The organism is Sphingobacterium faecale, assembly GCF_016746095.1.
Lineage (GTDB): Bacteria > Bacteroidota > Bacteroidia > Sphingobacteriales > Sphingobacteriaceae > Sphingobacterium > Sphingobacterium faecale.
Genome location: NZ_JAERTY010000010.1, coordinates 295,322 through 321,963 on the forward strand (window position 1 = coordinate 295,322; position 26,642 = coordinate 321,963).

Here is a 26,642-nt window from a genome sequence, read left to right on the forward strand (position 1 = left end):
TGTTAAAGCGCTTTAAGACCATTAAAATCAATATCCAAAAGTGTACATAATACACATTTACGTAACAATCATGATACATTTTAAAAAAAGGGAAGCCACTACTAAAAAGCCCCTTGCAAAAAACTGCAAGGGGCTAGATATTACTATAAATAATATGATATTACTCAACGATATCCCACCAAACAGGGAATGACCAAATATCATCATTCAACGCATTCGGGTGCGAAGCTTTCACATTATTTGAATTATAATTGATCTCATGAGAAACCTGCATAATTCTTCTAAATTGTTTACCCATTGGAATTTTCACCTGCGCAGCAGCAGTCACCTTATATTCATGAGGTACATCCCAACCTTGATAAGAATTAATACTATAATCATGCCTGCGCATATCGTTCCAGTTTTGCTGCGAGTATGACATAGCAATATACTTTTGCGTCATGATCTTTTTCATACTAATATCAGTTTCTGATCCTAATCCATTATTCACGAAATTATCAATCTTAGCCTGATCCATTGGTGACTTACTTGGATTAATATTTCCATAAGTTTTCAACTTGGTATTCATCATATCGATATTAGCTATTACTCCGGCTTTATAGGCATCAAACGCTAGCTTTTTATCACCTTTACGCATATAAACCTCAGCCTTAATAAAGCACATCTCTGCATAAGTCATCACAAACGTCTGGGCATCAGGCCTCGAGTAGAATGTACCGCTACCACCGACAGTTCCATCTTTCCACTTATAGATATCCGAATTATCACTATTATAGCCAATTGAACTGCTCTTCATTGACACATACACCGTATCCCCCCAACGCGCTTGGTTGGTAGAGTTCACATACCATGTACCTGGCTTAATTATACGCTTATTCGTACTTTTTGGGATATCAAGCTCTACATCCTTACCGGTATCATTATAAGAACCATTTATTGGCCCCGCGTTCATACGGATATCAGACTGCATATCAACACCTTTCGAACGAACGAATTTCTTTGGAAAACCAAACTCCGCCCAAGGGATTAGTTTATCTGCCCGTGGATCTTCCACACCTGTCCCAGCAAAGTCTGTTAAGATATCCTCATACCATTTGGTCACTCTAAAGTTGGTATTCATACCTATGTTATCAAACAAAATGGATGTCTTTATGGGATCATTAAACAAAGGATCTCCCGTTCCCTCTTTAACATCTTCATGATTGACAATCGTACTTTCGGCATTTGAAACAGGAGCTTTATCCAATAAAGCGAGTATCTCATCAGGCTTATACAACGATGACTTTTTGGATAGATTATTCATCCAACGCGCCTTCAACCCATAACAGAGTTTTAACCATTTATTCACATCTCCATTGTTCCAGCTATCCCCTGCTTTCAAAGGGGTCGCCGTAGAAGGTTGCTGCATATTGAAATATTCAATAGCCTTATCTATATCGGCTAAACATCCTTCAAAGATTGTTTTCCCATCGTCAAACTTTGGTGTAATATTTAAGCTCAAAGCTTCAGTATAAGGCATTTCACCGTACCAATCAGCCATTAACATAAAACCCATCGCCCTGAGCACTTTCGCAGCGCCAAGGTAGTGGTAGGCTTGTTCAGCTTCAGCCTTGGTTTCTAATTCGGCGATATTAGGCCCAACAGTAACAAAGAAAAATTGATAGGGAGTTGTAGACATTCCTGCTATAGGATTCCACCCTGCGGCCAAGCTTTGCTGTGCAGTTGTATTATTTATAAACGTAAGCCCCTGAGTCACCAGTGCTGCCCTAGCACCGGCAGTTCCTTGAGCATACATCAGATGATGCTGCATCCAAGGCAAACGACTACTTACCGTTGCATCCTTACTAGAAGGATTACTAGGATCCTTATTAACGTCCAGCCAACTTTTGCTACATCCGCCAAGAGCTATCGATGCGACAAAAAGTATTAAAAGTTTATTTATTTTATTCATCACAATCAGATTAGAATTTAAAGTTTAACCCAAACGCGACCCCAGCAGTGCTAGGTACCCCATTGAAATCTATCCCCACTGAGCTAGAGCCAACTATACCCGATCCTGCTGCGGATGCCTCTGGATCCATACCTTTATAATTTGTTAACAACCAAAGGTTAGTACCTGTAACTGTCGCCGTAAGACCTTTCACCACTTTTGACAGGCCAGCATTTTTCACTAACTCATTTCTAAAATCATACGACAAAGAGATAGAGCGTAATCTCAACCAATTTGTATTCGTCATGAAATTAGCACTTTCCCTAGCGTAATAAGTAGTATAATAATCCTGAATAATCTTCCTACCACTAGTTTCAACACCACCGATATCATAATTTTGATCAGCCGCGAAAGTAAAAGTTTTATCTTCATAAACAGGGTTCGATGCCGTACCCGTATTCACAGCTCCGTTCAATGTAATAGATTCTCTTTCCATCGAACGCTTACTCATCCCATTGATTGTCATCGCGTAGTCCGTACCATTATAGATATCGCCACCTATTCTAAAGTCAAACAAGAAGGATAGATTTAGATTTTTATATTGGAAACTATTGTTAAAGCCACCTGTTAATTTCGGTTCTCTGTTACCAATAGCATAAGTTGTCAAGTTATCACTTACCGGCATACCGGTCTTTGCATCCAAAACAACTTTACCATCCGGTGTGCGAGTCCACTTTGATCCGGATATCGCCATAAAATCACCTCCATTAAAAGAAGCAGCCTTAGCATTACCCACTTGTACATCCGTAACATACAAAACCTCAGCTCCTTTAAACAAGTTTTCCAAAGTACCTTTATTTCTCGCCATATTCAAACTGGACTCCCATGTAAACCCATCTTTTACTATCGGTTTACCTGTTAAAGCTAGCTCCATTCCTTTATTATAGATATCACCTGCATTTACCGAGACCAAAATATAACCTGTTGACTGCCCCATTCTTGGAGAGATAATCTGGTCATAAGAATTATTGGTATAATATGTATAATCAACCCCTAAGCGGTTATTGAAGAATCGTAATTCAGCACCAATCTCGAAAGATGTTGTACTTTCGGGCTTAAGAATTGGATTTCCCCTGTTCCAAAAGTTACCTGTTCCTACAAGTCCACCCAAAAACTCTCTAGAAGGCCATAAGTAGGTGTCTGTCAAATAAGGAGTCGCGTCTTTACCAACTTTTGCCCAAGATGCTCGAAGCTTACCAAAACTCAACCAATCCACATCTTTTGTAAGTTCTGAAAACACAAAACTACCACCCACAGAAGGGTAAAAATAAGAGCGATTCTCCACAGGCAATGTCGATGTCCAGTCATTTCTTCCTGTGACATTTAAGAAAAGCATATTCTTGTAGGCAGCTTTCAACTCCCCGTACAAGCCAAAAAGTCTCCTTTTATTTTCTATGGAAGAAAACCGCTTATTAGCGTCAATAATATTTTCAAAACTATAGAACTTCTCTACCACAAAATTATACCCCATTCTCCTATTATTATCAACAGTGGTCTGTTCAGAGTAGAAACCAACCATAGCTCCTAAGTCGAAATCGCCTACAGTCTTATTGAAGTTTGACATCAAGTTAGAAGACCAATAGTTAAATTTATAGTCACTCTCCGACATCATGCCTTTTTGAAACTGTTCTTTAACAGCACCATTTTCAGCGATCAATGTCGAGTTTCTTGTTAGATAGCTATCGGTACCTACCTGATAAGAAACATTCCACCAATCAAATAAATCTAGATTAGCATTAATATTAGCTGTAAAGCGCTCCGTCTTATCACCCAATACGTTCCTATTCACAGTCCAGTATGGATTTTCGATATCATCTTGAAGCTTTTGCTTTCCTTCAAACATACGATACTTCGTACCATCATCATTCAGGTACTTACGCATATCGTCGTTTCTTGACCATCTATACACAGAATTCATAGCACCAGTACCACCGGAATTATAAAGTCCCGCAGAAGTTAATGTCTTATCCGTATTTGCTAAGGAATAGGCTATATTCGCTCCTAATTTTAAACGTCCATATTTCTGATCTCCATTAAACCTAAAGGTTGTCTTATCAAAACCAGTGGATGGGACGATACCTTTTTGATCAAACCGGGAAGCAGATATATAGTAGGTCGTATTCTGACTACCTCCCGCTAAACTTACATTATTGTCGTAAATAGAAGAGGTCTGGAAAAAGTCTTTAATATTGTCATACATGATATCATCAGGACCGAATTCCTCACCCCAAGATTGTGTAGTATAGGTATCTAATATCCCTTTAGCATTGTACGCTCCTCTTTTATATTTATTTTGTTGCTCTGGAAGCCTATTTACCCAATTCGTAGAAGCTCTTGACGAAAAGCCAATTTCTGCCCTACCTTCTTTACCTCTTTTAGTCGTAATAATAATTGCTCCTGCAGCGGCACGGGATCCGTATAGCGCCGCAGCCGCCGGCCCTTTCAGTACAGACACGTTCTCAATATCCTCGGGATTGACATCCATGATCCGGTTACTATTGGAAGAAGATGTTGTTTGGGCTCCATCAAAGCCACTATTACCCCCAAGAACTGTAGAGTTGTCATAGATAACCCCATCTACTACAAATAAAGGTTGATTATCTCGTTCTAAAGATGTACCTCCACGTAAGATAATCTGTGCTCCAGCACCAGCAGCTCCAGAACTTTGCGTTACATTGACCCCAGCAATTTTACCTGCCAATGAGTTAACAACGTTAGACGTCTTATTCTTCATAAGCTCATCGGCCTTGATATCCTGCACCGCATAGCCCAAGGCCTTCTTTTCCTTTTTGATACCCAATGCAGTGACCACCACCTCATCGATAGCTTCTTCCGAGCCACTCAGTTTGATGTTGTAAACATTGCCCGAACCGACCAACTGTGACGTTTCACCAGAACCGACGGCTCTAAAGATCAATGTTTCGCCTGGCGCAGCTTGAATGGTAAAAGACCCGTCAGCGTTCGTCTGTACCGAACGTGTCGTACCTTTTACAACAACAGTGACGTTGCTCAGGCCATCTCCGTCTGAAGAGGTTACCTTACCCGAAACTGCTTTTTGCTGGGCCATCAAACAGGATGCATAAAGACACATCCCGAAAAAAGTAAGTAAAAATCTCCTTTTCATGTGTTTGATAGTTTGTTTTAAAAATTGTGTTTAGTTCTAATAATAGATATGTACACCAGTAATTTAGTTAGGCAAGTCTACGAAAAAAAAAGCGCTTATGCGTTTTTTTGCGCTATTATTTTTTAATAATTCACAAATAAAAATTCATACACTTCACCAAAACAAAGAATAACATACTACAAAAATGCTGTATATCAGAAGAAAAGACAAAATCAAACTAACGATAGCCAACACACTGATAATCAACACTTGCCTATACAACTATTATAAACCCTTGAAAACCGCAAACTTCGACGTCGACACACAACATGTTTTTTGATATAGTCTCTCCTTCCTTTAAAAAACCTCTCCAATATTAACCTTTTGTTAAAACAACACAAATGGTAAGCTTTTTGTTTTATCAATCAATAAAAGAAGGAGTTACAATGAGATTTTTTAGTTTATTCTGGGCGCTGTTCATTTTATATTTCATCTTCATACACCCCGCTATTATCTACTACAGCAGCGACTTAGCCCCCAATCCCGCAACGCAGAATCCCTATTTATCGCTTATTTACCTTTCGTTGGCAATAACACTCTGGACTACCACCTTTATTCTTTTCACCCGACTGCTTTACAAGAGTACTTACGGATTTCAAAAAGATACCGAACGTTTAGGTCAAGAAGGCACTCTGATCCAAGCGAATATCGATCGGGTCAAATCTGAAACACAGCTATCTAATGGTTTTATACAAAAGGAAACCGTAGTATCATTCTACAATCTCAGCCATACTCAGATCCATTATCCACTTATACTGACAGATAGCAAACCGCATCAACAGCGCTATAACCATGGACAGCAAGTAGCATTACGTGTAGACCCATATCTCAAATACCGGCCTTACATCATCCCCGATGGTGTTCAAACTTCTATTGATTCAAAAACAATGCTTCTTTATACCAGCGTCTGGATTCTTTCTATCTTCGCTGTAGCCGGATATTTCTATTATGCGTACAATAGTCAGAATCAAGGATACGGCTGGAGGTTTCTGTCGTGGACGCATCCCCTTATTCTATCTCCGGTCATTCTCTATGCCTTTTTAGCTGCTTTTTATCTCTTCTTCGCCAAACTGCTCTCACCCCACCTCAGTAAAGGAAGTGGAGATAAAAAAGTGATTCAACTCCTGTTGTGGGGTAGACGAGCTACCGCCAACATCACAGACGTAAAACAGACCGGCACCTATATCAACGAGCAGCCGCAGATTAAGTTTAACATGAACTTTGTCGATCACAACAGTATGAGCCACCAAGTAAGCATCAAAAAAATCGTTTCCCTTCTGGATCTGACGGCAATACAACTTATCCAAAGCAAACCGATTCTCTATCTTCCCGATGCGCCACAAACAATAGCCTTTGAAGAAGATTTATATCAACAAGCAGAACAACGATGAATAAAATAACACTCTTACTTTTAGTCACTATATCGATAGCATTATCCTCCTGCACACCATTCACGCAATCCATACGTGACACCTTCAAGACAGAAGAAGAGGTACAGCATGAGCAAGCGCATGCCGAACAAATTGAGAATAACCGCGCCCCTCTGCAAGTCATCAAGACCGTATCCAGCATACCGGCACTGCGAGCAGCCGAACAAGCTCTGCGTGATCTACCAAAATTCAAAGGAAAGTCCATCATGATACGACAGTCCGTACATTTCTTCAGCGATGGACGTATTGTACTCCAGCTACAGGACCCCGATACCCCTCAAAATATCGACCGATATATATACCGACATGGCAAGTGGCAAGACCCTACGCCCGTCCGCATTACCAAAGCCGATCGATTGGATCAGCAGCTATTCTCCTTAGACCGGATCTCCTTTGCCACGGCCAATAAAGTCTACACCACCATCAAACAAAAGATGAAAGAGATCAAAAGCGAAGATTCCGAAGCCACCGTTTACTTATCCTTCTACAACGACAGGATCAACTGGTCACCGAGATCACTACGAACACCTAGAGGCAGCTACTCCCTATCTTTTGATGAACAAGGCGATCTACTGTCCTTTGAAGCGGATTGATTAGCAGCCATCATTTCCTGGATTTCTTGAGTATAAAAATCCAACAGGCCGCCAAAATGACAACCAATACAGCGATGAGTCCGAGCTGATAGTCCAGCAGTTCCATATTTTATTATTTATAAGGAGCCCAAAAAAGCCCCCATTATCCCCTATGCGCAGTTAGGCCGACAACGGCCTCCGTCATACAGGAGACCGTGCCTGGCCATACTAAACAACACAGGTTATTTTACAGTTAGTGATAGTATCCTAAGTGATTAACATCTTAATTCTAATTGGTCATCGTTTTCTACAGAGAGTACCATGGCTCTATTCCTACGGACACACTAATATAAATAATATAATCTAAATACGCAAATTAAACGCATTAAACACGTTAACATAACGCACACGATTCGCGTTTTTTATAAGAAAAGTTTGTGAATTTTGTTTTACATTAAAGCCGAAGAATGACGTTAGGTAAATTTATACAAGAGAGAGTGCGCTTAAAGGGGATTACAGATAAAGCCGTTGCAGAAGCCTTACATATTTCGGCAAGATCTGTTCCCAATATTTATTCAGCCAAAGAAATCCCAACATCAAGAGTCGCTTTATTATCCGTATTGCTAAACGAAGATATCTATTACAATTACTACAAAAATTTTGAAACAGTAGCTCCCGTGGTTAGCGCTCAGATCGACGATCTCATTCAAAAAATCAAGACTCTTGAAAACACCATTTTTGATAAAGAGCGATTGATCCAAAGCCAAGCGGCTCTAATCGAATCACTCCAGGCAAACAAATAAAGTTCTTTATTTTTTCTCAATCATCCTTAGCTTCAAACCAGGCCATAAAGTCCTCTACATCATTTTTTGAAACCACGATCTGTTGGGTATATCCCTCGACCAGTTCCAAGATCATCCCCTTATCCGCCCGAGGCTTACAACCCACTATTATATCACGATGCACCACTGCATTACGACCTACCTTTCTATACAACTGTTTATCCAAAGCTATACAAAGTCGTTAGAATGAAGTTGCAGATTTATTACAAAAAATAGAGTTCTTAGAAAACTCTCTACAACAACGTGCGAGGGTGATTATTGACATAAGATAAAACCCTAGAGTTTCAAGACAAACTTATGTCTGAACTTGAAGGGGAATTAAATAGATAAGAGGATCTTTTGTTCTTATTTATAATCTCAACAACAGTCCCTATATTCGATAAGAATCTACCGCTAATACACACTAGACTCTTGCAGAAAGCACCTCGAATCCGTGTTGAGTCCGAGTCCTCTCCGTGTTGAGAGCGAGTCTACCTTAAACACAGGGCAGTAGCACCTCAGGCTCAGTTCGCACACAGTTACCTTCTTAATACTATCTACAGTATAGCTATGGTACTGGCCCCCGCATTTAACATTATCATCTATTGAAGACCGTAGAGGGTCTCTACCAAGAGCAAAGCGAGTTCGCTTACACACTTCGTGGGATACTGCTGTAAAAACATCAAGACAACCATCCCCTTTTGGACAACAAGTGACACCTTTTTCAGAAAAAGGTGTCACTTGTTGTGAACTTGTAATCACTTATCTGTAAAAAGGAACTCCTTTTTACTAAAATGGAACATCTATTTTTAAACAACCGTCCCCTTTTTTCTACAAAGTTATCGGTTGTTCTAAATAAGGAACTACTTTTTGGCAACCAGCAATTACTTGTTTAAAAAAAGGAAATGCTTTTCATTGAAAAGGTCCCCCTTCTACCAAACTAGGTAGACCCTTTTACAAATAATGGAACCCTTTTTCGAAAAAAACGATTCCTTATTAGTACAAAGCGACTACTTATTCTTAAAAACCAATCCCTTTTTGTGGACTACTAACATCTTGTTTTTAAAAAGGGATCACTATTTTACAAAAAGGAAATACAATGTGCTAACTTGGAGTCACCAAACCTCTAGAAGGTGCTCCTTATAGAGACAAACCGTTCCCTTCCAAGCATAATTTAGGTACACCTTTCAGATCAACTCATTTTAGCAAGAGTTCATCCTCTACAAGTATACAGGCTGGTTTTTGATCCATCAGGTGACCTATCTGCTTATACGAACGCACCAACAGATCAATCATCTGATGCTTATGATTAATAACCTGACCCGTTCGATTAATCACATAAGCTAAATGATTAATCAAGTAAGCCAAACGATAGATCAACTACTGCATATGATTAATCATATGGCACAACTTATTCATCAAATGAGCAAAATGATGGATCAAACAGAGCACACAATTAATCAAGTACCGCATATGATTAATCTAATGACGCAGACTATTCAGCAAACGAACAAAACGATTAATCAACCGCAACACATAATACACCAAGTATGCCAAACGATTAATCAAACAACTCACAAGTATAATCGCACAGATCAAAAGGACATTCAAAAACCACAAGAATCGAAAGGCAACACCGAAAAATAGTATCTTTATCAGAGCCACTTATAAATCTTAAGACCGAACATGAAAATATGTTAAGATCGGCTTTAGTAATCATAGACATCACCGTAATTGTTCTCCATCTTCCAGATCTCATTATCAACACCGTCAACTACATAAGATTAGTGCAGATCAACGATCCAGGCAAAAGCTTCGACCTTAGAAAGGTAGTGACAAGTGGCTTAAAGATTCTCTTGGCCTCTAACTTGGTTTACTTTTCTAAACAGATCAGTACTTATTTTTACAAGCAGGAAAAAGATTAGGAAACGGTCTGTTTAAGAGATAACTTTTGCACTGTCGGGGAGTCCAGAACAGATATAAAACAGTAAAGAAGGGGCATTTCTAATGATGCCCCTTCTTTACAAAGGTATTCTAAGGCCTAGAAATTTTAAGCTCCATTTCCAATTTCCCATAGACACCCGATGCCGCAGGAGGTACAGCGAGTACTTTCATCGCCACATAGATATCTCTATCTGTAGATTTCAATAGAATAATATCACCTACCAGCAGATTGAAAATCCTATTTTGTGCAGCTGAGACCGAATTGTCGAAAGCCGCAACCATCTGGCTTCTATTCAACTCGTCCAACCCATCATATAATGCGAGAGCTGCAGCTCCTCGGTTTAACTTTAATTTACCTGAATTTCTAACAGACCAAGAATTTATCAATGATTGCCAGTCTTGAGAAAAAGCTCCAAATTCAGCCCCGTCCATGACGAAAAAATTAGACCTCGAGCCCGATCCCAAAGTGTAGGCCAAATCAATATCTCTACCTTTGGGTTTTTGTACAACAGCTTCCTGAAAAACACGAATGAAATTAAAATCAATATACTCTGCATCCGTCCAAGCACTGCTCTTCAATGTAATCATATTTAGCTTTGTAGCCAACAAATCTACAGTCACAGCATCGGTATAGAAGTATTCAAATGCATTAACATGCGGACGAAACACTGTTTTCACAGAAATAGGTTTACTCGGATCCGCACCTTGAAATACGCTTACATCCGATATACCAACAAGCGTTTTTTTCTTTTGACCAGATAAGTCCGTAAACTCAATCTCGGAGCCAAATAGAGTAGATGCATCACTCATCGTTTTCCACACCAGCCCTATAGAGTCCTGGAAGATTACGCTGTGACTAAGGACCCGTTCTTTTATGCTAGCCCTGTAATTGTCACCAAATACAGGAGCGCTCAACTCCATAGGAAGCGAAGTATTACCCAATCCATCGCTCGTATGCACTAGAAGTGTGTAATCACGTTCTTTCAAATTTTCTATCACAGCAAACTGTCTTTCTGCAGTGCGATCAATAGGTAAAACTAACGAATCACCCTCATATCGAATAACCCATTTTTTTGCAGCTGGGTCTTGAGGTGTAAGCATACCTATCTGTAATCGATAATCTCCTGGTTGCACCCAAATCGAGTCAGGTTTACCAATATGAATTCTCTCAATCGCATAATCCTTATAAAAATGATCCATCTTAGTGCAAGAAGATATAAACAAACATCCTGCACAAAAAACACTAGCAATTATAGAAATAATTTTATTTTTCATAATACGTAACAGTTAATGATTAGTTTATAGGTCTACCATAAAATTCTAACTCTGGAATTTGCAAACGCGTACGTGGTTCCCAAGATGTAACTGCCTCAATACGAATATAGCGAACGGCTGGCAAATCCAATGGAAAGTCAAAATCATTACCCGCCAAAGCCTTCTCCATATCTTCATCGGTATAGGGCTCTCCAACCGCTCGTCCTGAAGGACGCCAATTATCCCATTCCCCTAACAAAGTCCAAGTACTCATATCTGTACTAGCCTTTGTATTCCCCCAAATTCGGATATGTTTCATATTTGCAGTAGCATAATAAACAGTAGGTCCATTCATCCAATACTTGAACCTACTAAGCTGATAGTTTTTTAATAGATCGAGCGTAACAAACTTCGGAAAAGGTGTATTATCATTAGCAGAGTAGAAACCATCTGCATAAGTCGCCCTTCTTCCATCAAACATTGTAGCCTTGCTATATGTATTGGAGGTTTGAAGCGCATCTCCAGCAATAATCCATGAAAAATGAGCTGGGTTCTGATGTGATATTGGTAATTTAATTTCTTCCCAAGGCTCAAACGTAAAGCTCACAGTATCGCTGTAATTTTGCCATTTATCTCGAGTATAAATACCAAACTCTGTTTCAACAGGAGCTTGTCCACGAAAATTGAACGTCAACTTTCGACTTTCAGTAAAAAAAAGATCTACGTCAACCCATTGTCTGGTAGTCGGATCTCTCTTCAATACCCCAATCATTAATTGCGCACCTGTCGGGTTGCTTCCTATGATCCTGCCGCCCCCCCAATCTTCTTTTATATCGACACCATGCGCCACTGCTTGATAAGGTGGCGTTTCTGGATTCACAATAACGTACACCGGCTCAGACTCCTTTTCATCCTTACCAACAGCATATAGTGCAATCGTATATTCTCGTGCCTGCGCAAACCCATCCACGATCAGTTTATTAGCATATTTTGACGACTTTGCTTCTCTCACTAAACCATTCTCCACAGTATATACAGCTTTGACGTAAGCTGTACGGGTATCATTAAGTTTAAAAGTAATAGTCGAAGCACCCGATGTGTTTTCGATCTCATATTGGGTGATAGGTTCTGGTGCCTCCCCCGGAAATCGTGGCGTCTGCTTTTCTTCCTCACAACTTATTAGGATAAATAGTGTCATGAGAGAGCATAAAAATTTCAATGTTTTCATAACAGATATATTAGTTCTTTTCATTTTAAAACAATACTTGTAACACCTCTACCATCCAGGACTTTGCATCAAATTCTCATTACGAAGCAACTCATACTCACGGATTGGCATAAAATAATCTCTCTTACGAAACTGTCGTTGATGAACCACAGTACGTTTATAAAATTCTTCTGGTGTCGCTCCTCGCTTATCCCACCCCATCATCGGTTGGCTCAGTATGTTCTCCGCAATCTTCCACCGTAATAAGTCCCAATATATCTGTGCTTCGTTATTTAACTCAATTCTACGCTCTTGTTGTATAATTTCACGTAGCGAATTCTTATCGTTATATCTACCGGGCTGATTAGAGTATTGATCCCAAGAAACTTGCACTGTCGGGATACCAGCTCTTTCACGTATAGCATTCAAGTAGTCAAGAACCTCTGTACTAGGCCCTCCAAACTCATTAGCTGCCTCCGCGTACAACAAGTAGAGATCTGTTAACCGCATTATTGGAAACAGGTAGCTGGTCACCCGATAAGTACTACCATCTATCACATTGGTATAATTAATAGGTTTTTTAGGATAGTAACCTGTAGGGGAATGGTAATCCGTCAGTGCAGGCCCCGTAAATCTTCCTCCTCGGATTTCTAAGTGCCAGTTATCCCCTTCATTATATCTTCCTTGTCCGTACCAAATCCCTCCATCAAATCCGATGTTGGCATAAAAACGTGGTTCTCGGTGAAAATGAAGATTGACGGTTTCATACCCTTCTTTCACATGCTGTTTGTTAGCTGCATCTCCTATACGAAAACCATCTCTACCAGCATAATCCCACCCTGGGTCCTTATCTATAGGTAATCCTTTATCTGTATAAAACATCTCGACAATATTCAATGTAGGCCCGTAAGCCCCTACAGTTCCACTACCAAGCCCTGTCGAGCTCCATGAACGAGGTGTTAACGCACTTTGTAGTGCATTGCTATTCGTGTTTGGCCAAATCACTTCACCGTTTATATTGGCATCGCGCGAAGCAAAAGCTTCTCGAATATTCATTTCAAATTGTGTAATATCAGAAAGATTCTGCGTCTGTCCTTGTTGAAAATAGAATAAATGCATGTTTATTTCCGAAGCATTATCAATAGCCTCTTTGGCAGCGATCATAGCTCGTTGCCATTTTTCTGCCGAATACGTCTGATTAAACAATTGTCCGTTTACAGGACATATGTAATCAGCATAATCTGAATTACCATTAAAAAGTGGACTTGCTCCTGTAGCTAACACCTTAGCTTTCAACCCTAGCGCCATTAGGTGAGTAATTCGTCCGTAATTAGCCCTATCAATCTGTTGCAAAGGAAGGTTCGGCAAATGAGGTACAGCTTCATCTATTAAGCTTACAATATAGTCTACACAAACGTCTACAGGCTCTCGCCTAACCCTCACAGTAGAAACAGATGCGTCAATAGGCAAATTTTCACGAATTAATGGTATTGGGCCGTAAAGTTGCATTAAGAAAAAATGATAGTATGCTTTGAGAAACTTGACCTCAGCTTCCCATTGGTCTCTTTCCATCTGCTGCATATCTGGTACACGCTGAATATTTTCTAAGAATATATTACAATCCCGTATACCTTGAAACAGGTCACTACCACCATTTTGACCTTCCCAAAAATTCAGTAAAGGAGAAGATGGGTTCTGCTGCCCCATAACAAAGCGTGTGGCATTATCTGGATAATAACCTAACGGCCACATCTCCACCCCCGTAAAAGCTACGCTACCTGACAATGATCCGTGCGAAGGAAGGTAGGAGTAGCAGGTATACAAATATTTGCGCGCAGCGCTCCGTAGGGAAAATGCGTTCTCAATGGTAGCCACGTTATCGGGTACGACATCCAAAAAGCTGCACCCAGATAACCCCTGTAAGGTTAGAACCAACACTGCTATTTTTATAGTTTTTTTCATCATCAATTCTATTTAAAAATCCACCTTCAATCCCAAGTTAAACACACGTTGTATGGGATAATTTAAACCATTACCAGCCATCTCGACATCCCATAATTTAAACTTGCTGAAAGTTAACAGATTCATTCCATTGCCATAAAGACGTAATGATCCGACACCAATTCTCTTTAATACGCCCTCTTCGCCTTTAAATGTGTATCCCAACTCTACTTGCTTCAGCCGTAAAAAGGAACCATTACGCATCCACCAAGTGCTAGTAACTTCGTTATTTGGATTTCCTCCAGACCAACTTAATCTAGGGAAAAGAGCATACACATCCCTGTTATCTAAAGACCAATGATCGTCTGCATAAACTTGCAGAACGTTATTCTGAATAGTACCGTTAACAATTTCTGCACCCTTAACACCATCAGCTGGATAGCGAAAATGTCTAAATGGTCCTGTAGCTTCTGGATCAATGAAGAACGTTTCTCTAGCCAAACCTGTAAAAAACACAGATATATCAAAACCTTTGAAGCCTCCTGAAAGACCAAATCCGTAGTTGATCTCTGGAACTGTGGGATATCCCAAGGGAACCATATCTAATGAACTAATTATCCCATCGCCATTCACATCTACATACTTTATATCTCCTGCTTGAACTGCACCTCCAAGGAGTTGTTGCGGAGAGTTTCTTACTTCAGCTTCATCGACAAACAAACGCTCGGCGATATATCCTCTACTTATACTCATTGGATAACCAGCTCGATATAGCCAAGGATATGGATAGGCAGGTTCCTCGTAAACAACAAACTCACTAGTTGCATAAGTGAAGTTTAACATTCCTTGCAACCATCCCCCATTATACCAATTCTTTTTGTAAGTAGCCTGCATATCGAATCCCGATCCCTTAGCCTCGCCAATATTGGCATGGATAGGCGCAGATAATCCCATCGTAGCTGGGATATCTGCCCGAGACATAAAAATATTCTTCCTATTTTCTTTAAACCAGTCCGCCTGTATCTCTACGGAGTTATTAAATAGACCTAACTCCAAAGCAATATTCGTTTTGTAAGCTGTTTCCCAAGTAATATCACGATTAGGATAACGATTTACCGCGACACCTGTTAGACTCTCGTCCAAGCTAGGGCCAAAGACCCAACCCCTAGCTGCAGAATTCATATTTACCTCAGACAAGTAGTAAAAACGCTGAGATGGAGATCCAATCGCATCGTTCCCTACCAACCCGTAAGTACCTCGCAGTCTAAAGTTGGAAACTACAGGCTTCAGCACATCAAAAAATGATTCGTTAGATGCATGCCAAACAAGACCTATTGATGGGAAAAATCCAAACCTATGCTCTTCGGAAAATCTTTCCGAGCCATTATAACCAAAATTGGCTTCTAATAAATATTTCCTAAGATAACCATAGGTAAATCGTCCAGCTAAATTGAGATTACGATGTGGCAAGGACAATTGCAAACTTTTAGGGTTACCGGCCAGCTCGCTATTCATTGTACCAACCAACATACCATTTAATGAATGATCACCAAACGCTCGCTTATAACTTGCGATACCCTGCATGAATAAAAGTGAAGTCACAGACGTCCCACCTTGGCTATAGTCTAGATATTCGGTCCCCTGATCTTCATTATATAACATATACACTGGATTATTGGCATTGTCCACCCCACTATACTTGTAAAAGAAAGGATTGTACGATCTATTAATTTCATAAAAAGCATTACGAGTAGTTGTTACTCGTCCAGTAAATGAGAGCCCTTCGGTCAAAAAGTCAAGCTTTTGGTTCATTTCTAGTTGTGCTTGCATTCTAGAGCGGCTATACTCCCGATATCCTTTTACCATTTCAGCATATGGATTTAAATAATTCCCTGTCTGTGCGTTACCAAACATTATATGCTGTAAGTATCGGTAATTTTCGCCTGCTGGATAATAAGGCTGGAACAACGTTGGTACCGCGCGCATGATATCTCGGTAGGCTTTCGTAGCATTCTGCAATGGCCCATTATAGTCATCAAAAGTACCGCTAAGGCGTACAACGAGTTGGGTTTGTTTCGTCAAATCGATATTAATATTACTCAGTAAACCGTAAGACTTAAGGTTAACATTATTATTGAAGTTTGACTTACTTGGTACTTTAAGAATACCGTTATCTTGATTAAATGAACCTGACACATAGTATTGCGCAATACTCCCCCCACCTCTCACACTCAGATTGGCACGTTGGTTCATAGCATAGTCATTCAATAATTCATCCATCCAATTTACCGCTGGGTACTCCAAAGATCCTCCCAGTGGTGTCAATTCAATTTGTCTTTGGGAATAAGGCGTCTCCGACAGAGGATCCCTCCCCACTACAGCATCATTTGCCAATTTCATATACGTAATAGGATCTGCAAGCTTTACTTGTCGAGTAGGCTGTGAAAGTGAGTTCTCAAGTCGAAAGGAGACACTGAGGTTTTCTCTACGCCCTTGTTTCGTCGTGATCAATAACACACCATTAGCACCACGGGCACCATATAAAGCTGCTGCAGACGCGTCTTTAAGGATAGAAAAGCTTTCAATATCATCCACTTGGACCCGAGCCAGATCCGTCACGGTAGACTCAACGTTATCAATAAGTATCAGTGGCCCTGTATTGTATCCAAAAGTCGTAACACCACGGATAAAAAACTCTGCATTATCGGCTCCAGGCTCGCCTGTACGTTGAAAACCAATAATACCAGCGGCTCGTCCTGCGAGCGCTGTAGTCAGATTACTGGAGGGAATTTTTAAGTCAGATGGATTGACCGTAGTAATCGAACCGACTACATCTTCCTTTTTTGCCCTCTGTCCAAAAGCGGTAACAACGGTCTCTCCTATCAAAGTAGAAGACTGCTCCAAACGTACATCGATTTTACTTTTACCATCGACAACAACGACATGCTGTTGGTAACCGATGGACGTAAATGTCAAAGTAGCCCCTGCAACATATTCCTGCGGAATGAGAATTACGTATCGTCCATTTTGGTCGGTAGTTGTCTCCGTTCCTGCACGAAGACGCACTGAAACCCCAGATATCGGTGCTCCTACAGTATCTACTACCTTTCCAGTAACTTCGTGACCGGATTGTAAGGTCAACTTGTTCACTTCAGAATAGTTGCCTTTGGCATCTAAGAAAAAAGCCGCCATTAAAACAGTCAGACTACAGAATAGTCGAATCAAAAAATGAGTATGACATCGCTTCATTTCATTTGCAGACTCGAGAGGCACTGCTTGAAAACAAAATTTGTCTCTCATTCTCCTATTGGCGGACATACCGTAAACAGGGGGTTCTTTTGCAGCTAATGCAATAGAAAAGTGTGATTTTTCTTCCATTTGATTAGTTCATAATTAGTTAATAAGGCACTCTACAAGTTCAACCAGAATAAAAAACACGTCTGTCTTCGGTTCTGTTTGGTTAGCATTTACAATCCTAAACTACAAAAAAAAATATAAAAACGCAAAAACATGTATTTTATTCATTTTTTTGCAACACAATTTCCCTATTCATCAAATAATAACGCCAAAAACCGCACAAACATCATTTATTTTCATCTTCTATTGTAACAAAAGCATGTGACAATCATCATAATTAAGAACTTACAGAAGTTACAATACTATATTAGATATATTGTCTTTTTTGAAGAGAAAGCGGACTAAATGAAGAAAATTTCATAATTTCTTTGGATCACCAACGATACAGGTGTAAAGCGATATACATCCCATTGATGAAAACATCGAAAATTTACCATTGTCGATTGCTAAAACCTAAAATTTACAACTCCAAATCTAAAAGGAGTTTTTTACAGAGGGGCATGCTATTATAAACGCTTAGGTCCGTTTAAAAAAACCGCTGGTGAAATCAATCACCAACGGCCTAAATACACTAACTAAAAAATACTTTTGTTAAGCTTTCTGAAGCTCAACTTAATCCCCGAATAGCTTCACCAAGTAAGCTTCTAGCTCTTTTCCACGCAAGTTTTTTGCGACAATTTTACCGTCGGGACCTATTAAAAACGTCGTAGGCAATGCCGTGACAGCAAATCGATTCACTGCAATGGCATTGTCAGTAGAAAGATCGTGCATTTGCACCCAAGGTAGCTGTTCTCTTTTCAATGCATTCTTCCAAGCCGTTTCACTCTTATCCGTTGATATGCTTAAGATTTCGAAAGGTACTTTGCCTTTATACTTGGCATACACCTCTTTCAACGTCTTAAATTCTTCGATACAGGGGCCACACCAAGAGGCCCAGAAATCTAATAGAACATAATTACCTCTTAACGATGCGAAGTTTAGCTGTTCTCCCTTTTCGTTAGGTAAGGTAAAATTCTTAACAATGGCTCCTTCTTTTGATAGCAGGGCCCCTTTAATCTGGTTACCGGCCGACTTTCCAAAATAAGTTTGCTTCACTTCGGCCGAAAGACCTTCATACGATTTTAGTGCATCTTCTGGCGTCATCACTTTACCATAACGCTCTAACAAAAAGGCGGAGCCGAAGACATTTGCATTTTTAGATACGATATCGGCTATAATAGCTGCATTGTCCCCCCCTTGTTCCTGTGTCTGTGCAAAATACTGATTCAATACATCATGCGACTTAGAACCGGATACCTTAGCAGTATAGAAAGACTCTAAATCACCTTCGATAACAACGCTCCCCGGTCCATCCACCAACACACCAAAGGGAGAGTAACCACCGTATTTTTTAGATTCCGCTTCTGATGCCAACATATGTCTCGTCGGCACAGTAAATGGAAGTTCGATGCGCCAAGTCCCATTTTCAACAACCGCCGTATCGTTATCTCCTGTGATATTGTTGTATAGGTATATCTCAGTACTATTGTACTTTGGATCGACTTTCCCAACCAAAACTACTTTATCTGAAGTCTGCGCCTGTACAGTAAAGAAAGAAAGTACTGAAAACGCAACTACAGCTACAATTGATCTTAACTTTATCATAGTATACTAGTTTAAAAGTTCCGCTAATTTCTCATGCAATTGCTCACCTCTCAAGTCTTTAGCAACAATTTTCCCTGTTGGATCGATCAAGTAGTTCTGTGGCACGCCACGTACTCCGTACATTTTAGCAACCTCATTATTCCAAAACTTCAAGTCACTCACATTCGTCCAAGTCAACTTATCGTCTTCAATAGCTTTCAACCAGTTTGCTTTCTTACCAGGTTGATCTAAAGAAACTCCTAGAACTGTAAAGTTCTTGTCTTTGAATTTTTCAAATGCAGCTACCACGTTCGGGTTCTCCGCACGGCAAGGACCACACCATGAAGCCCAAAAATCCAACAGCACATATTTACCTCGGAAATCGGATAATTTCACTGGATTGTCATTCACATCGTTCTGTGTGAAATCAGGTGCCATCACACCCACTGCTGTAGTTTTTGCCGCGTGAATCTGTTTTGCAAACTCCAATCCAACCTCTGACTCACGTATTGATGTTGCCAAAGCATTATAAGCGGGCTCCATTTCCAACACCGTCTTTCCTGCCTGCAATTGATCTTGTATAGCGATCAAGCTAAAATAAGAAGATGGGTTTTTAGCGATATAATCTTCTTGCAGTTCACGTTTTTTGTTTGCAAAAACCATGTACTGATCACGAAGAGGTGTCGCAAATGATTCGTCCTGGCGCTGCTCTGGTGTAGCACTACTGTATTTCATATTGATATCCTTGATACCATCCTCGGACTCTTTCAGCATATTTTGATAAGCTGTATAAGCCGTCTGCAATGCAGAACCTTTGATAACAGCCGTTTTCAAAGAATCTTTTGCTTGGATGACTGTCTTGCCCTTGTCTACATAAAAGCCTACCATATCCGTATTATAGCTCACACGATTCCAACCCTTATTTTCTTGATCGTAGATCATGTATACCATCGTAGGACCATTAGCCTCACCCTTAAAAGAGAACTTACCCTTTACTACGGCTACCGAATCCAACACCTCACTGCTTGGCGTACGGATCGACATAAATACCTTACCTTCTTTTTGCGGGGAGTGTATTTTTCCTTCAATACTGAAATTTGACTTTTGTGCCATCGCTGCTCCTGGTAGGGCCAACAACAACATCATTTTTAAAACTCTCATCTATCTATTAATTTTAACGTATCAGCATATATCAAGATCGGCAGGTCAATGTACCTGCCGATCGTACTTTCTATTGAAAGCTATTTAACTTTTCACGGTATTTATCACCAGAAGCCTGGATATCCCAATTGTATTCTTTTTTCAGATATTCAGTAAGCACTTTATACTTCTCCGCTCGCTTGGGGCTGTTATCTAAGTAGTTCTTCTTAACATTATCAAAAGACTCCAAGACAAGTAAGCTCAACCATTGCGATAAATCTGTACCATACGCCTTCGAACCATTTGCTGTGATATATCCCCTTTCAGCGGCCATTTTATCCAGCTCCGCATTACGAAGTTCTTGCTCTTCATCAGAATCTCCAGGAAAATTCTTTATTATTTCGTCCATGATTTTTCCTTTATCATAAGGCATACCTGCGGCCTCAAAGCCTGGGATCTCTCCTTCCATACGTTGCACTAACATACTGGATAGGCTACCCCAAACCATACGCGTTACCACCGAATCCTGATAGTAGTGTGTTTCGGGCACAGTAATAGGCTGTGCATTCTTCACCTCATTAGGCCAACATACAATAAGTCGAGTTCTTCCTAATGCTTTTATATTTTCTTTCCAATAAGAACCATTATACGTCTTCACAAAGAAAAACTCCCTAGGGAATATACGACGGACGTAGTCTTTTGAGACATTATGCAACAACGTATCCACAAACATTATAGCACTGGGCTTCATTGCTTCATCAAGAGGCGTAGCCCCAAAGCGATTACTTGCGTCTGTCACTACAATGGCATTTGTCACTTCTTTGGCATCTTCAAAATTAAGACGCAACCATAAATCATAGGTCTTAAACATTTCCTTGATGGCTGGTAAATCGTCTTCCTTTGGTGAAAACCGCTCGTCAAAACCGAGTTCTTCCGAAACGGTAATCTTATCATCCTTTTTACATGCGTTTGCTAGGAGTAAAATACCGAATAAGCAAACTGAAAATATTTTTTTCATCTTTTTTATCTTGGATTAATTGGCATATTTGGTGAATTATTCTGCTCAGATTCTGGAATCTGCAACACATATCGAGGATCGTTTTTTTTCAATACAAACTCTTGGTTGTTTTTATAAATATGCGTAATCTCTGGTTTACCCAATCGTCTCAAGTCAAAGAAACGCAAACCAGCGTCGAAAGCCGTTTCGAGACGACGTTCATCAAGCACACGCGTCAAAATATCTTCTTTATTCACATAGTCCGATTCTTTTAGCGCTACGAAACTGTCTTTTTTGTATCTCGTCACCAACAGCTTATTGATATCAGCCAACGCCTTACCGTATTCCTGTTTACGTGCATAGGCTTCTGCTCGTATTACATAAGCTTCACTTGCTTTTAGCCCAATAAAGAACCAATTCCGTTCTTGTACAGCAAACATATTATAGACCGTCTTTCCTACAAATACAGCCCCCTGTACACTAAAGTCTTCAAAAGAATCAAATAGATATTGACGGTAATCTACTAAATCACCATTTCGCTTAGTTAACTCTAACAGTTCTTCAGTAGGCTTTGCTGCTGCTTGAAAATAAGTAAATATGTTCTGATTTGCTCTCCCAGCAGTAAAAAACAAGATTTCGCTATTATAATCACCATCTATAAATCCAAAATTTTCAGAAAATGCTGCTTTATTACCTTTAGCATCAATACGGGCTTGCATGGTATTCATATTTGAAAGACGCACTGAAGCCATTACTTCGGAAGCATAATCGATCGCTTTGTCGTACTTACCCATAAATAAGGCTACGCGAGCACTCAAAAGCTGAACGGTTGTAGTATTAAATCTAAAGCGATCTTCTCCTGGTTTACCTTGTAATAAAGTTTCGGCTTGTTTTAAATCGCTTTCAATTTGCGCCCAAACCTTAGCTATCGGCTGTCGTATATTATCTTTACTAAATTGATTGACATCTTCGGCATCCAATGGCATGGGTACCCCTGGAAGTTCGAGATTTTCTGGAGCGTACACATCCGCATACATATTGATTAGATAAAAATACGCGTAGGCACGAAGCGCATAAGCCTCCCCTTTAACCTGTTCGTATTTATTTTTCTCTGACGCATCTGGAGTGATACTCGAAAATTTATCCAATACGGTATTCGCATAGAATATACTCTTATACAATTGCCCCCAATACGGGTCAAGCGGTGTATTCACCATATGTGAAGACGCAAACACATACCAAGCCTCCTCAGCGGCGCCTAATCTATATGTTGTATTGAGATTGACCATGACATTATCTGTCATCAAGTCTGTTCTAGTATAATAATCGTCTCTTGGATATCCGCCGAGCAAGATAGATTCGTAATCGCTTATCGTCTCTGGTTTCATGCTATTGACCGGTGTAATGTCCAACAGGCCCGTACAAGAAGACAAACCGAAGCCAGTGGTCAAAGCAACAAAAAGAAAAGATTTAAATATATTTTTCATAATACCTCCTAGATTAAAATTGAACTTGTAATGTTGCTGAATAGGAACGTGGAACCGGTAAGTAAGTATTACCAAAAGACACAGTAATATATCGCGGATCTCCATACATCTTATTGCTACCTTGCGCCTCTGGATCCTGTCCTTTTAATTTACTGTCTTTCCATACATAGAGATTGTTTCCTTGCAACATCATTCGAATATTCTGAATACCCATCGCTCTTAGCTTCGGTGTAAAATAATCGTAGGAAATAGAAAGATTCTGTAAACGAACAAAATTACCTTTCACTGTTCTCAGGTCCGAATTATCATACATCTTCGCGTTGTACGGAGCCACTCCTGACACTTCCATTTCAAATGGTCCGTCCTCTAATCTCGGTACATCCGTAATCAGCTCATCTCCCGGTTTGCGCCATCTATCCACCCATTCTTTAGACATATTTTGGGTTGGTTCTGGAAACGTCATTGCCCAACCCGTAGCGAGATTACGCAAACGCATCACATTTCCATAGCTCCCGATAAACAATCCCGAAAGGGTAAAACCTTTATATGAGAAAGTATTGGTAAATCCAAGTTGTGTTGTTGGTGTTACCGGTCCTTCGTATTTCAATCCGTCCAATTTGTTCATGCCGTACAATACCTTTTCACCTTCTTTATTCGTATAGAACGTTGCACGTCCATCTTCGTTCAGTCCGGCATAACGGTACGACCAAAGTCCGTCAATTGGCTTACCTACTACCGCAGATGCCGCATATTTCGAACGCTTGGCATCGGTCAAACTACCATAGGAAGGAGCAGAATTGACATCCAACACTTCGTTTTTATTATATCCATAGTTAATGTTTGTCGACCATCTGAAATCCTTGGTATCGATATTAATAGTATTTAAAGAGAATTCCCAGCCGCTGTTGCGCATCGACGCCCAGTTCACCTGGATTTCATTGAAACCAGTTACTTGAGAAACCTGCTTCGAGCCTAACAAATCGGTTCCCTTTTTATTGTACCATTCCACATTAGCCATCAAACGACGTTTAAAGAAACCTGCCTCTAAAGCAACGTTGCTTGTGTAGGTTTGCTCCCACTTTAAATATGGATTTTTGGGTGCACTAATTACCAAAAAATTCACAGGATTATCCACATTGACCTGACCAACACGAGCCACTAAATCGGAATAAGCTTGAGCAGCCACATTTCCTTGGCTACCGTAAGATCCCTTTAAAGTCAAATACGAGACCCAGTCAACATTTTGTAGAAATTGCTCTTCTTTCATCTGATAGTTTGCTCCAATCGCCCAGAGTGGCTGGAACAATTGATTGGTTTTCAACCCAAAGCGGTTGGAACCATCGGTACGCGCATTAAAACTTATTGTATAGCGATTGTCGTAGGTATAATTGGCCGCTCCAAAATAAGAAACCGAAGCAGCTTCATCCAACTGTTCCGTCCAATACGGCATTCCCAGCTTTTTCATCAGATCAAACTGCGGAATCTGTTGATGGGCGCGATCATGCGCATAACCATACACTTCTGTGGTTTCTCCTTCTGTTTTAGATTTGCGGATTTCCTGTCCCACCATCAGATTCAAGTAATGCTTTTCCTTAAAGAAAGGATTGTACATCAATTGGTTTCTAAAGGTAATCGATCCATTTTTAGAACCTTTACCCTTACGATAACCACCGTCTTTCCATACCTCGACACTGGCATAATCTATCACCTCTGTATAGTTCTTTTTACGACTGCGTACAAAGTAGCTGTCTTCTAGAGCGACATCGATATCTGTAGTGTGCTGTTTTGAGTAACTAAACAAAGAGCTAAACGTTAAATCTTTATAGAATTTCCATTCGAAATCCACTGACGAACGTAAACCAAAATTTTTCGAATCTCTCCAGCCTTGTTCTCTATTCTCCATAAAATTATACTTTAAGGTATTTTGGTAGAAATAGCTGTAGTTTCCATCCGCATCAAACGCCGGTTGTGCACGGGTCGTATAAATAGCCCATTCATAGGGGTTTTCTTGGGAATCTACCGCAAAGAAACTCTTATTGTCCCGCGCATTGATATCCATCATCACACCCAAACGCATTTTTGGGGTCAAGTACGTATAAGCTTTCAAGGATCCGGTGTACGTCTTTTGTCCCACATCTTTGGCCGTAGATTGGTCATTTAAATAAGAACCTGATGCATAAAATGTCGTTTTTTCGTCACCCCCTGATATGCTCAGGTTTTGGCGATTCGTTAACGAATTTCTAAACAAGTGCTGGAACCAGTCCGTATTCATCTCTTCCAACATACGCACCTTATCTTCAAATTGATTCCAGGTAATCCTCTTATCACTGGCATCTATAAAATAACGTTCGAAGTCAGATATTGTACCGTATTCTCCTACCTGACCACTTGTTGCATTAAACAAACTTCTATCCAACATCTCCAAGTTCACAGCAATACGCTCCTTAGAGTTCATCATATATGCATCCTCGATACGCGGGCGCTCGCCCAGCGATAAAGTACTGGAAAAATTAATCCGTGTCTTGCCAGCTTTTCCTTTTTTGGAGGTAATCACGATTACACCGTTGGCTGCTTTTGTACCATAAATCGCCGTAGCTGCCGCATCTTTCAACACGTTGATACTCTCGATATCCTCAACGTTGACCCCGCCAATACCCGAAGCAATCAGGTTACGGTTGGTCATAATATCATCTACAGATACATTTACCGCATCATCCAAGATAATACCATCTACCACCCATAGCGGCTGTACGTTACCACTCAATGCTGCTGTACCACGGATACGAATCTGTGGCATCGCTCCAGGGGCACCTGAGGTACTCATCACCGTCATTCCCGGTACCTGGCCCTGAAGCAACTTATCGATATTCGGCTGGAATATCGTCTCCAATTGCTCCATATTGACCGTTGCAACCGATCCTGTCAATGATTTTTTCTGCAAACTCTGATATCCTGTAACAACGACATCATCCAATTGGTTCTCTACCGGTGTAAGGCGTACCTCCGTCCAGGTTTTTCCTTGTAACGGGATCTGCAAAGTCTCAAAGCCCATACTCTTGAACACCAAAGTAGCGTTACCATTGCTGACATTGATCACATACGTACCATCCACATCGGTACCTACCGTATTGCGTACATTGTCCTTCTCACTGACTGTGATACCTGCTAGCGGTTTACCTTTGTAATCCATCACTCGTCCGCGTACTTGCACTTTTTGCTGTGCAATCGATTGTGGCTTTGCGGAGATCACAATCGTCTTATTGTCTATACTATACTGCAACGGCTGATCCCTAAAACAATAATCTAAGACCTCTTGTACGGTAGCATTTTGCATATCGATATCAACCGATCTATTGGATTTGACCAATGATTCATTGTAAAAGAAATCAACGTTACTTTGTTTCTTGATTTCATTAAAAACTTGAGAAAGTGTCATACCCTTTCTCTTGATGCTGACGCGCTGTGCGAAAGCCGCCATACTCATTTGCGCAAAAGCTAGCGCAACCAGTAAGATAGTTGTACGTTTTCCCAAAGCTATACTTCTCAGTAATGCTCTAGCATTAGATAAATTCATTCAGTAATAATTTATTAACCTGAGTTCGATTGTTAAAAAGCGGACAATTGGTTGTTTTTTACAGTCTGATATTTTATAGCAGGTTTTTTAGGGAAGAATGCATATGCAATCAACCCAGCAACCAGGTTGGATACAAAATTTG

At 40.3% G+C, this 26,642-nt stretch carries 18 protein-coding genes and 1 pseudogene; 5 read left to right on the top strand and 14 right to left on the bottom strand.

Features of this window, described 5'->3' with window-relative positions; genetic code table 11:
- Positions 1-160: 160 nt before the first annotated feature.
- Entirely contained in the window at positions 161-1,951 is a 1,791-nt protein-coding gene (locus tag JKG61_RS18625; RefSeq protein WP_202104467.1) for a SusD/RagB family nutrient-binding outer membrane lipoprotein, read from the bottom strand.
- Positions 1,952-1,961: 10 nt separating this feature from the next.
- Positions 1,962-5,114 carry a SusC/RagA family TonB-linked outer membrane protein gene (locus JKG61_RS18630; RefSeq protein ID WP_202104468.1) on the bottom strand — a complete coding sequence of 1,051 codons (3,153 nt, stop codon included), beginning with the start codon at positions 5,112-5,114 and terminating at the stop codon, positions 1,962-1,964.
- Positions 5,115-5,539: 425 nt separating this feature from the next.
- Between JKG61_RS18630 and JKG61_RS18635 the strand changes: the two genes are divergently transcribed.
- From JKG61_RS18635 to JKG61_RS18645, 3 genes are all read left to right on the top strand, one after another.
- Complete coding sequence (locus tag JKG61_RS18635; protein WP_202104469.1) at positions 5,540-6,544, top strand: hypothetical protein; 1,005 nt, start codon at positions 5,540-5,542, stop codon at positions 6,542-6,544.
- Complete coding sequence (locus tag JKG61_RS18640) at positions 6,541-7,176, top strand: hypothetical protein (RefSeq protein ID WP_202104470.1); 636 nt, start codon at positions 6,541-6,543, stop codon at positions 7,174-7,176. The genes JKG61_RS18635 and JKG61_RS18640 overlap by 4 nt, the downstream gene beginning before the upstream one ends.
- Positions 7,177-7,622: 446 nt before the next feature.
- Positions 7,623-7,958: a hypothetical protein gene (locus tag JKG61_RS18645; protein ID WP_202104471.1), complete on the top strand. Its 336-nt coding sequence runs from the start codon at positions 7,623-7,625 to the stop codon at positions 7,956-7,958.
- A 16-nt stretch (positions 7,959-7,974) separates the two neighbouring features.
- Here JKG61_RS18645 and JKG61_RS18650 read toward each other — a convergent pair whose 3' ends face one another.
- Together JKG61_RS18650 and JKG61_RS18655 are read right to left on the bottom strand one after the other, a co-directional pair.
- Positions 7,975-8,163 (bottom strand): hypothetical protein, encoded by a 189-nt coding sequence (locus JKG61_RS18650; RefSeq protein WP_202104472.1) that lies wholly within the window; start codon positions 8,161-8,163, stop codon positions 7,975-7,977.
- A gap of 1,010 nt (positions 8,164-9,173) precedes the next feature.
- Positions 9,174-9,314, bottom strand: a complete 141-nt coding sequence (locus JKG61_RS18655) for a hypothetical protein (RefSeq protein ID WP_202104473.1) — start codon at positions 9,312-9,314, stop codon at positions 9,174-9,176.
- 9 nt (positions 9,315-9,323) lie between these two features.
- Here JKG61_RS18655 and JKG61_RS18660 point away from each other — a divergent pair, with 9 nt between their 5' ends.
- Both JKG61_RS18660 and JKG61_RS18665 read left to right on the top strand, forming a co-directional pair.
- On the top strand, positions 9,324-9,623 hold the full coding sequence (locus tag JKG61_RS18660; RefSeq protein WP_202104474.1) for a methyl-accepting chemotaxis protein: 300 nt from the start codon (positions 9,324-9,326) through the stop codon (positions 9,621-9,623).
- A 47-nt stretch (positions 9,624-9,670) separates the two neighbouring features.
- Positions 9,671-9,901, top strand: a complete 231-nt coding sequence (locus JKG61_RS18665) for a hypothetical protein (RefSeq protein WP_202104476.1) — start codon at positions 9,671-9,673, stop codon at positions 9,899-9,901.
- A gap of 109 nt (positions 9,902-10,010) precedes the next feature.
- Here JKG61_RS18665 and JKG61_RS18670 read toward each other — a convergent pair whose 3' ends face one another.
- The 10 genes and pseudogenes from JKG61_RS18670 to JKG61_RS23405 all read right to left on the bottom strand — a co-directional run.
- Positions 10,011-11,120, bottom strand: coding sequence for a DUF4998 domain-containing protein (locus tag JKG61_RS18670; RefSeq protein WP_202104478.1), 1,110 nt, complete (start codon positions 11,118-11,120; stop codon positions 10,011-10,013).
- A gap of 94 nt (positions 11,121-11,214) precedes the next feature.
- Positions 11,215-12,402 carry a DUF5000 domain-containing lipoprotein gene (locus JKG61_RS18675; protein ID WP_202104479.1) on the bottom strand — a complete coding sequence of 396 codons (1,188 nt, stop codon included), beginning with the start codon at positions 12,400-12,402 and terminating at the stop codon, positions 11,215-11,217.
- A gap of 48 nt (positions 12,403-12,450) precedes the next feature.
- Positions 12,451-14,346 (bottom strand): RagB/SusD family nutrient uptake outer membrane protein, encoded by a 1,896-nt coding sequence (locus JKG61_RS18680; RefSeq protein ID WP_202104481.1) that lies wholly within the window; start codon positions 14,344-14,346, stop codon positions 12,451-12,453.
- A 9-nt stretch (positions 14,347-14,355) separates the two neighbouring features.
- On the bottom strand, positions 14,356-17,700 hold the full coding sequence (locus JKG61_RS18685; protein ID WP_202104483.1) for a SusC/RagA family TonB-linked outer membrane protein: 3,345 nt from the start codon (positions 17,698-17,700) through the stop codon (positions 14,356-14,358).
- A 591-nt stretch (positions 17,701-18,291) separates the two neighbouring features.
- Positions 18,292-19,323, bottom strand: a complete 1,032-nt coding sequence (locus JKG61_RS18690; RefSeq protein WP_202104485.1) for a TlpA disulfide reductase family protein — start codon at positions 19,321-19,323, stop codon at positions 18,292-18,294.
- A 6-nt stretch (positions 19,324-19,329) separates the two neighbouring features.
- A complete protein-coding gene (locus JKG61_RS18695) occupies positions 19,330-20,463 on the bottom strand; it encodes a TlpA disulfide reductase family protein (RefSeq protein WP_202104487.1) in 1,134 nt (377 codons plus the stop codon).
- Between the two features lie 70 nt (positions 20,464-20,533).
- The gene (locus JKG61_RS18700) at positions 20,534-21,460 is read right to left on the bottom strand and encodes a hypothetical protein (protein ID WP_202104489.1); all 927 of its coding nucleotides are present in this window, start codon (positions 21,458-21,460) and stop codon (positions 20,534-20,536) included.
- 5 nt (positions 21,461-21,465) lie between these two features.
- Positions 21,466-22,926 carry a RagB/SusD family nutrient uptake outer membrane protein gene (locus JKG61_RS18705; protein ID WP_202104492.1) on the bottom strand — a complete coding sequence of 487 codons (1,461 nt, stop codon included), beginning with the start codon at positions 22,924-22,926 and terminating at the stop codon, positions 21,466-21,468.
- A 13-nt stretch (positions 22,927-22,939) separates the two neighbouring features.
- A complete protein-coding gene (locus JKG61_RS18710; RefSeq protein WP_202104493.1) occupies positions 22,940-26,500 on the bottom strand; it encodes a SusC/RagA family TonB-linked outer membrane protein in 3,561 nt (1,186 codons plus the stop codon).
- Between the two features lie 32 nt (positions 26,501-26,532).
- Positions 26,533-26,642 (bottom strand): annotated as a pseudogene (locus JKG61_RS23405) (IS982 family transposase); the annotation flags it as partial.

Coding starts and splice junctions, on each gene's coding strand:
- JKG61_RS18625 (WP_202104467.1), bottom strand. CDS start 1,951: ATGAATAAAATAAATAAACTTTTAATACTTTTTGTCGCATCGATAGCT.
- JKG61_RS18630 (WP_202104468.1), bottom strand. CDS start 5,114: ATGAAAAGGAGATTTTTACTTACTTTTTTCGGGATGTGTCTTTATGCA.
- JKG61_RS18635 (WP_202104469.1), top strand. CDS start 5,540: ATGAGATTTTTTAGTTTATTCTGGGCGCTGTTCATTTTATATTTCATC.
- JKG61_RS18640 (WP_202104470.1), top strand. CDS start 6,541: ATGAATAAAATAACACTCTTACTTTTAGTCACTATATCGATAGCATTA.
- JKG61_RS18645 (WP_202104471.1), top strand. CDS start 7,623: ATGACGTTAGGTAAATTTATACAAGAGAGAGTGCGCTTAAAGGGGATT.
- JKG61_RS18660 (WP_202104474.1), top strand. CDS start 9,324: ATGATTAATCAAGTAAGCCAAACGATAGATCAACTACTGCATATGATT.
- JKG61_RS18665 (WP_202104476.1), top strand. CDS start 9,671: ATGTTAAGATCGGCTTTAGTAATCATAGACATCACCGTAATTGTTCTC.
- JKG61_RS18670 (WP_202104478.1), bottom strand. CDS start 11,120: ATGGATCATTTTTATAAGGATTATGCGATTGAGAGAATTCATATTGGT.
- JKG61_RS18675 (WP_202104479.1), bottom strand. CDS start 12,402: ATGAAAACATTGAAATTTTTATGCTCTCTCATGACACTATTTATCCTA.
- JKG61_RS18680 (WP_202104481.1), bottom strand. CDS start 14,346: ATGATGAAAAAAACTATAAAAATAGCAGTGTTGGTTCTAACCTTACAG.
- JKG61_RS18685 (WP_202104483.1), bottom strand. CDS start 17,700: ATGGAAGAAAAATCACACTTTTCTATTGCATTAGCTGCAAAAGAACCC.
- JKG61_RS18690 (WP_202104485.1), bottom strand. CDS start 19,323: ATGATAAAGTTAAGATCAATTGTAGCTGTAGTTGCGTTTTCAGTACTT.
- JKG61_RS18695 (WP_202104487.1), bottom strand. CDS start 20,463: ATGAGAGTTTTAAAAATGATGTTGTTGTTGGCCCTACCAGGAGCAGCG.
- JKG61_RS18700 (WP_202104489.1), bottom strand. CDS start 21,460: ATGAAAAAAATATTTTCAGTTTGCTTATTCGGTATTTTACTCCTAGCA.
- JKG61_RS18705 (WP_202104492.1), bottom strand. CDS start 22,926: ATGAAAAATATATTTAAATCTTTTCTTTTTGTTGCTTTGACCACTGGC.
- JKG61_RS18710 (WP_202104493.1), bottom strand. CDS start 26,500: ATGAATTTATCTAATGCTAGAGCATTACTGAGAAGTATAGCTTTGGGA.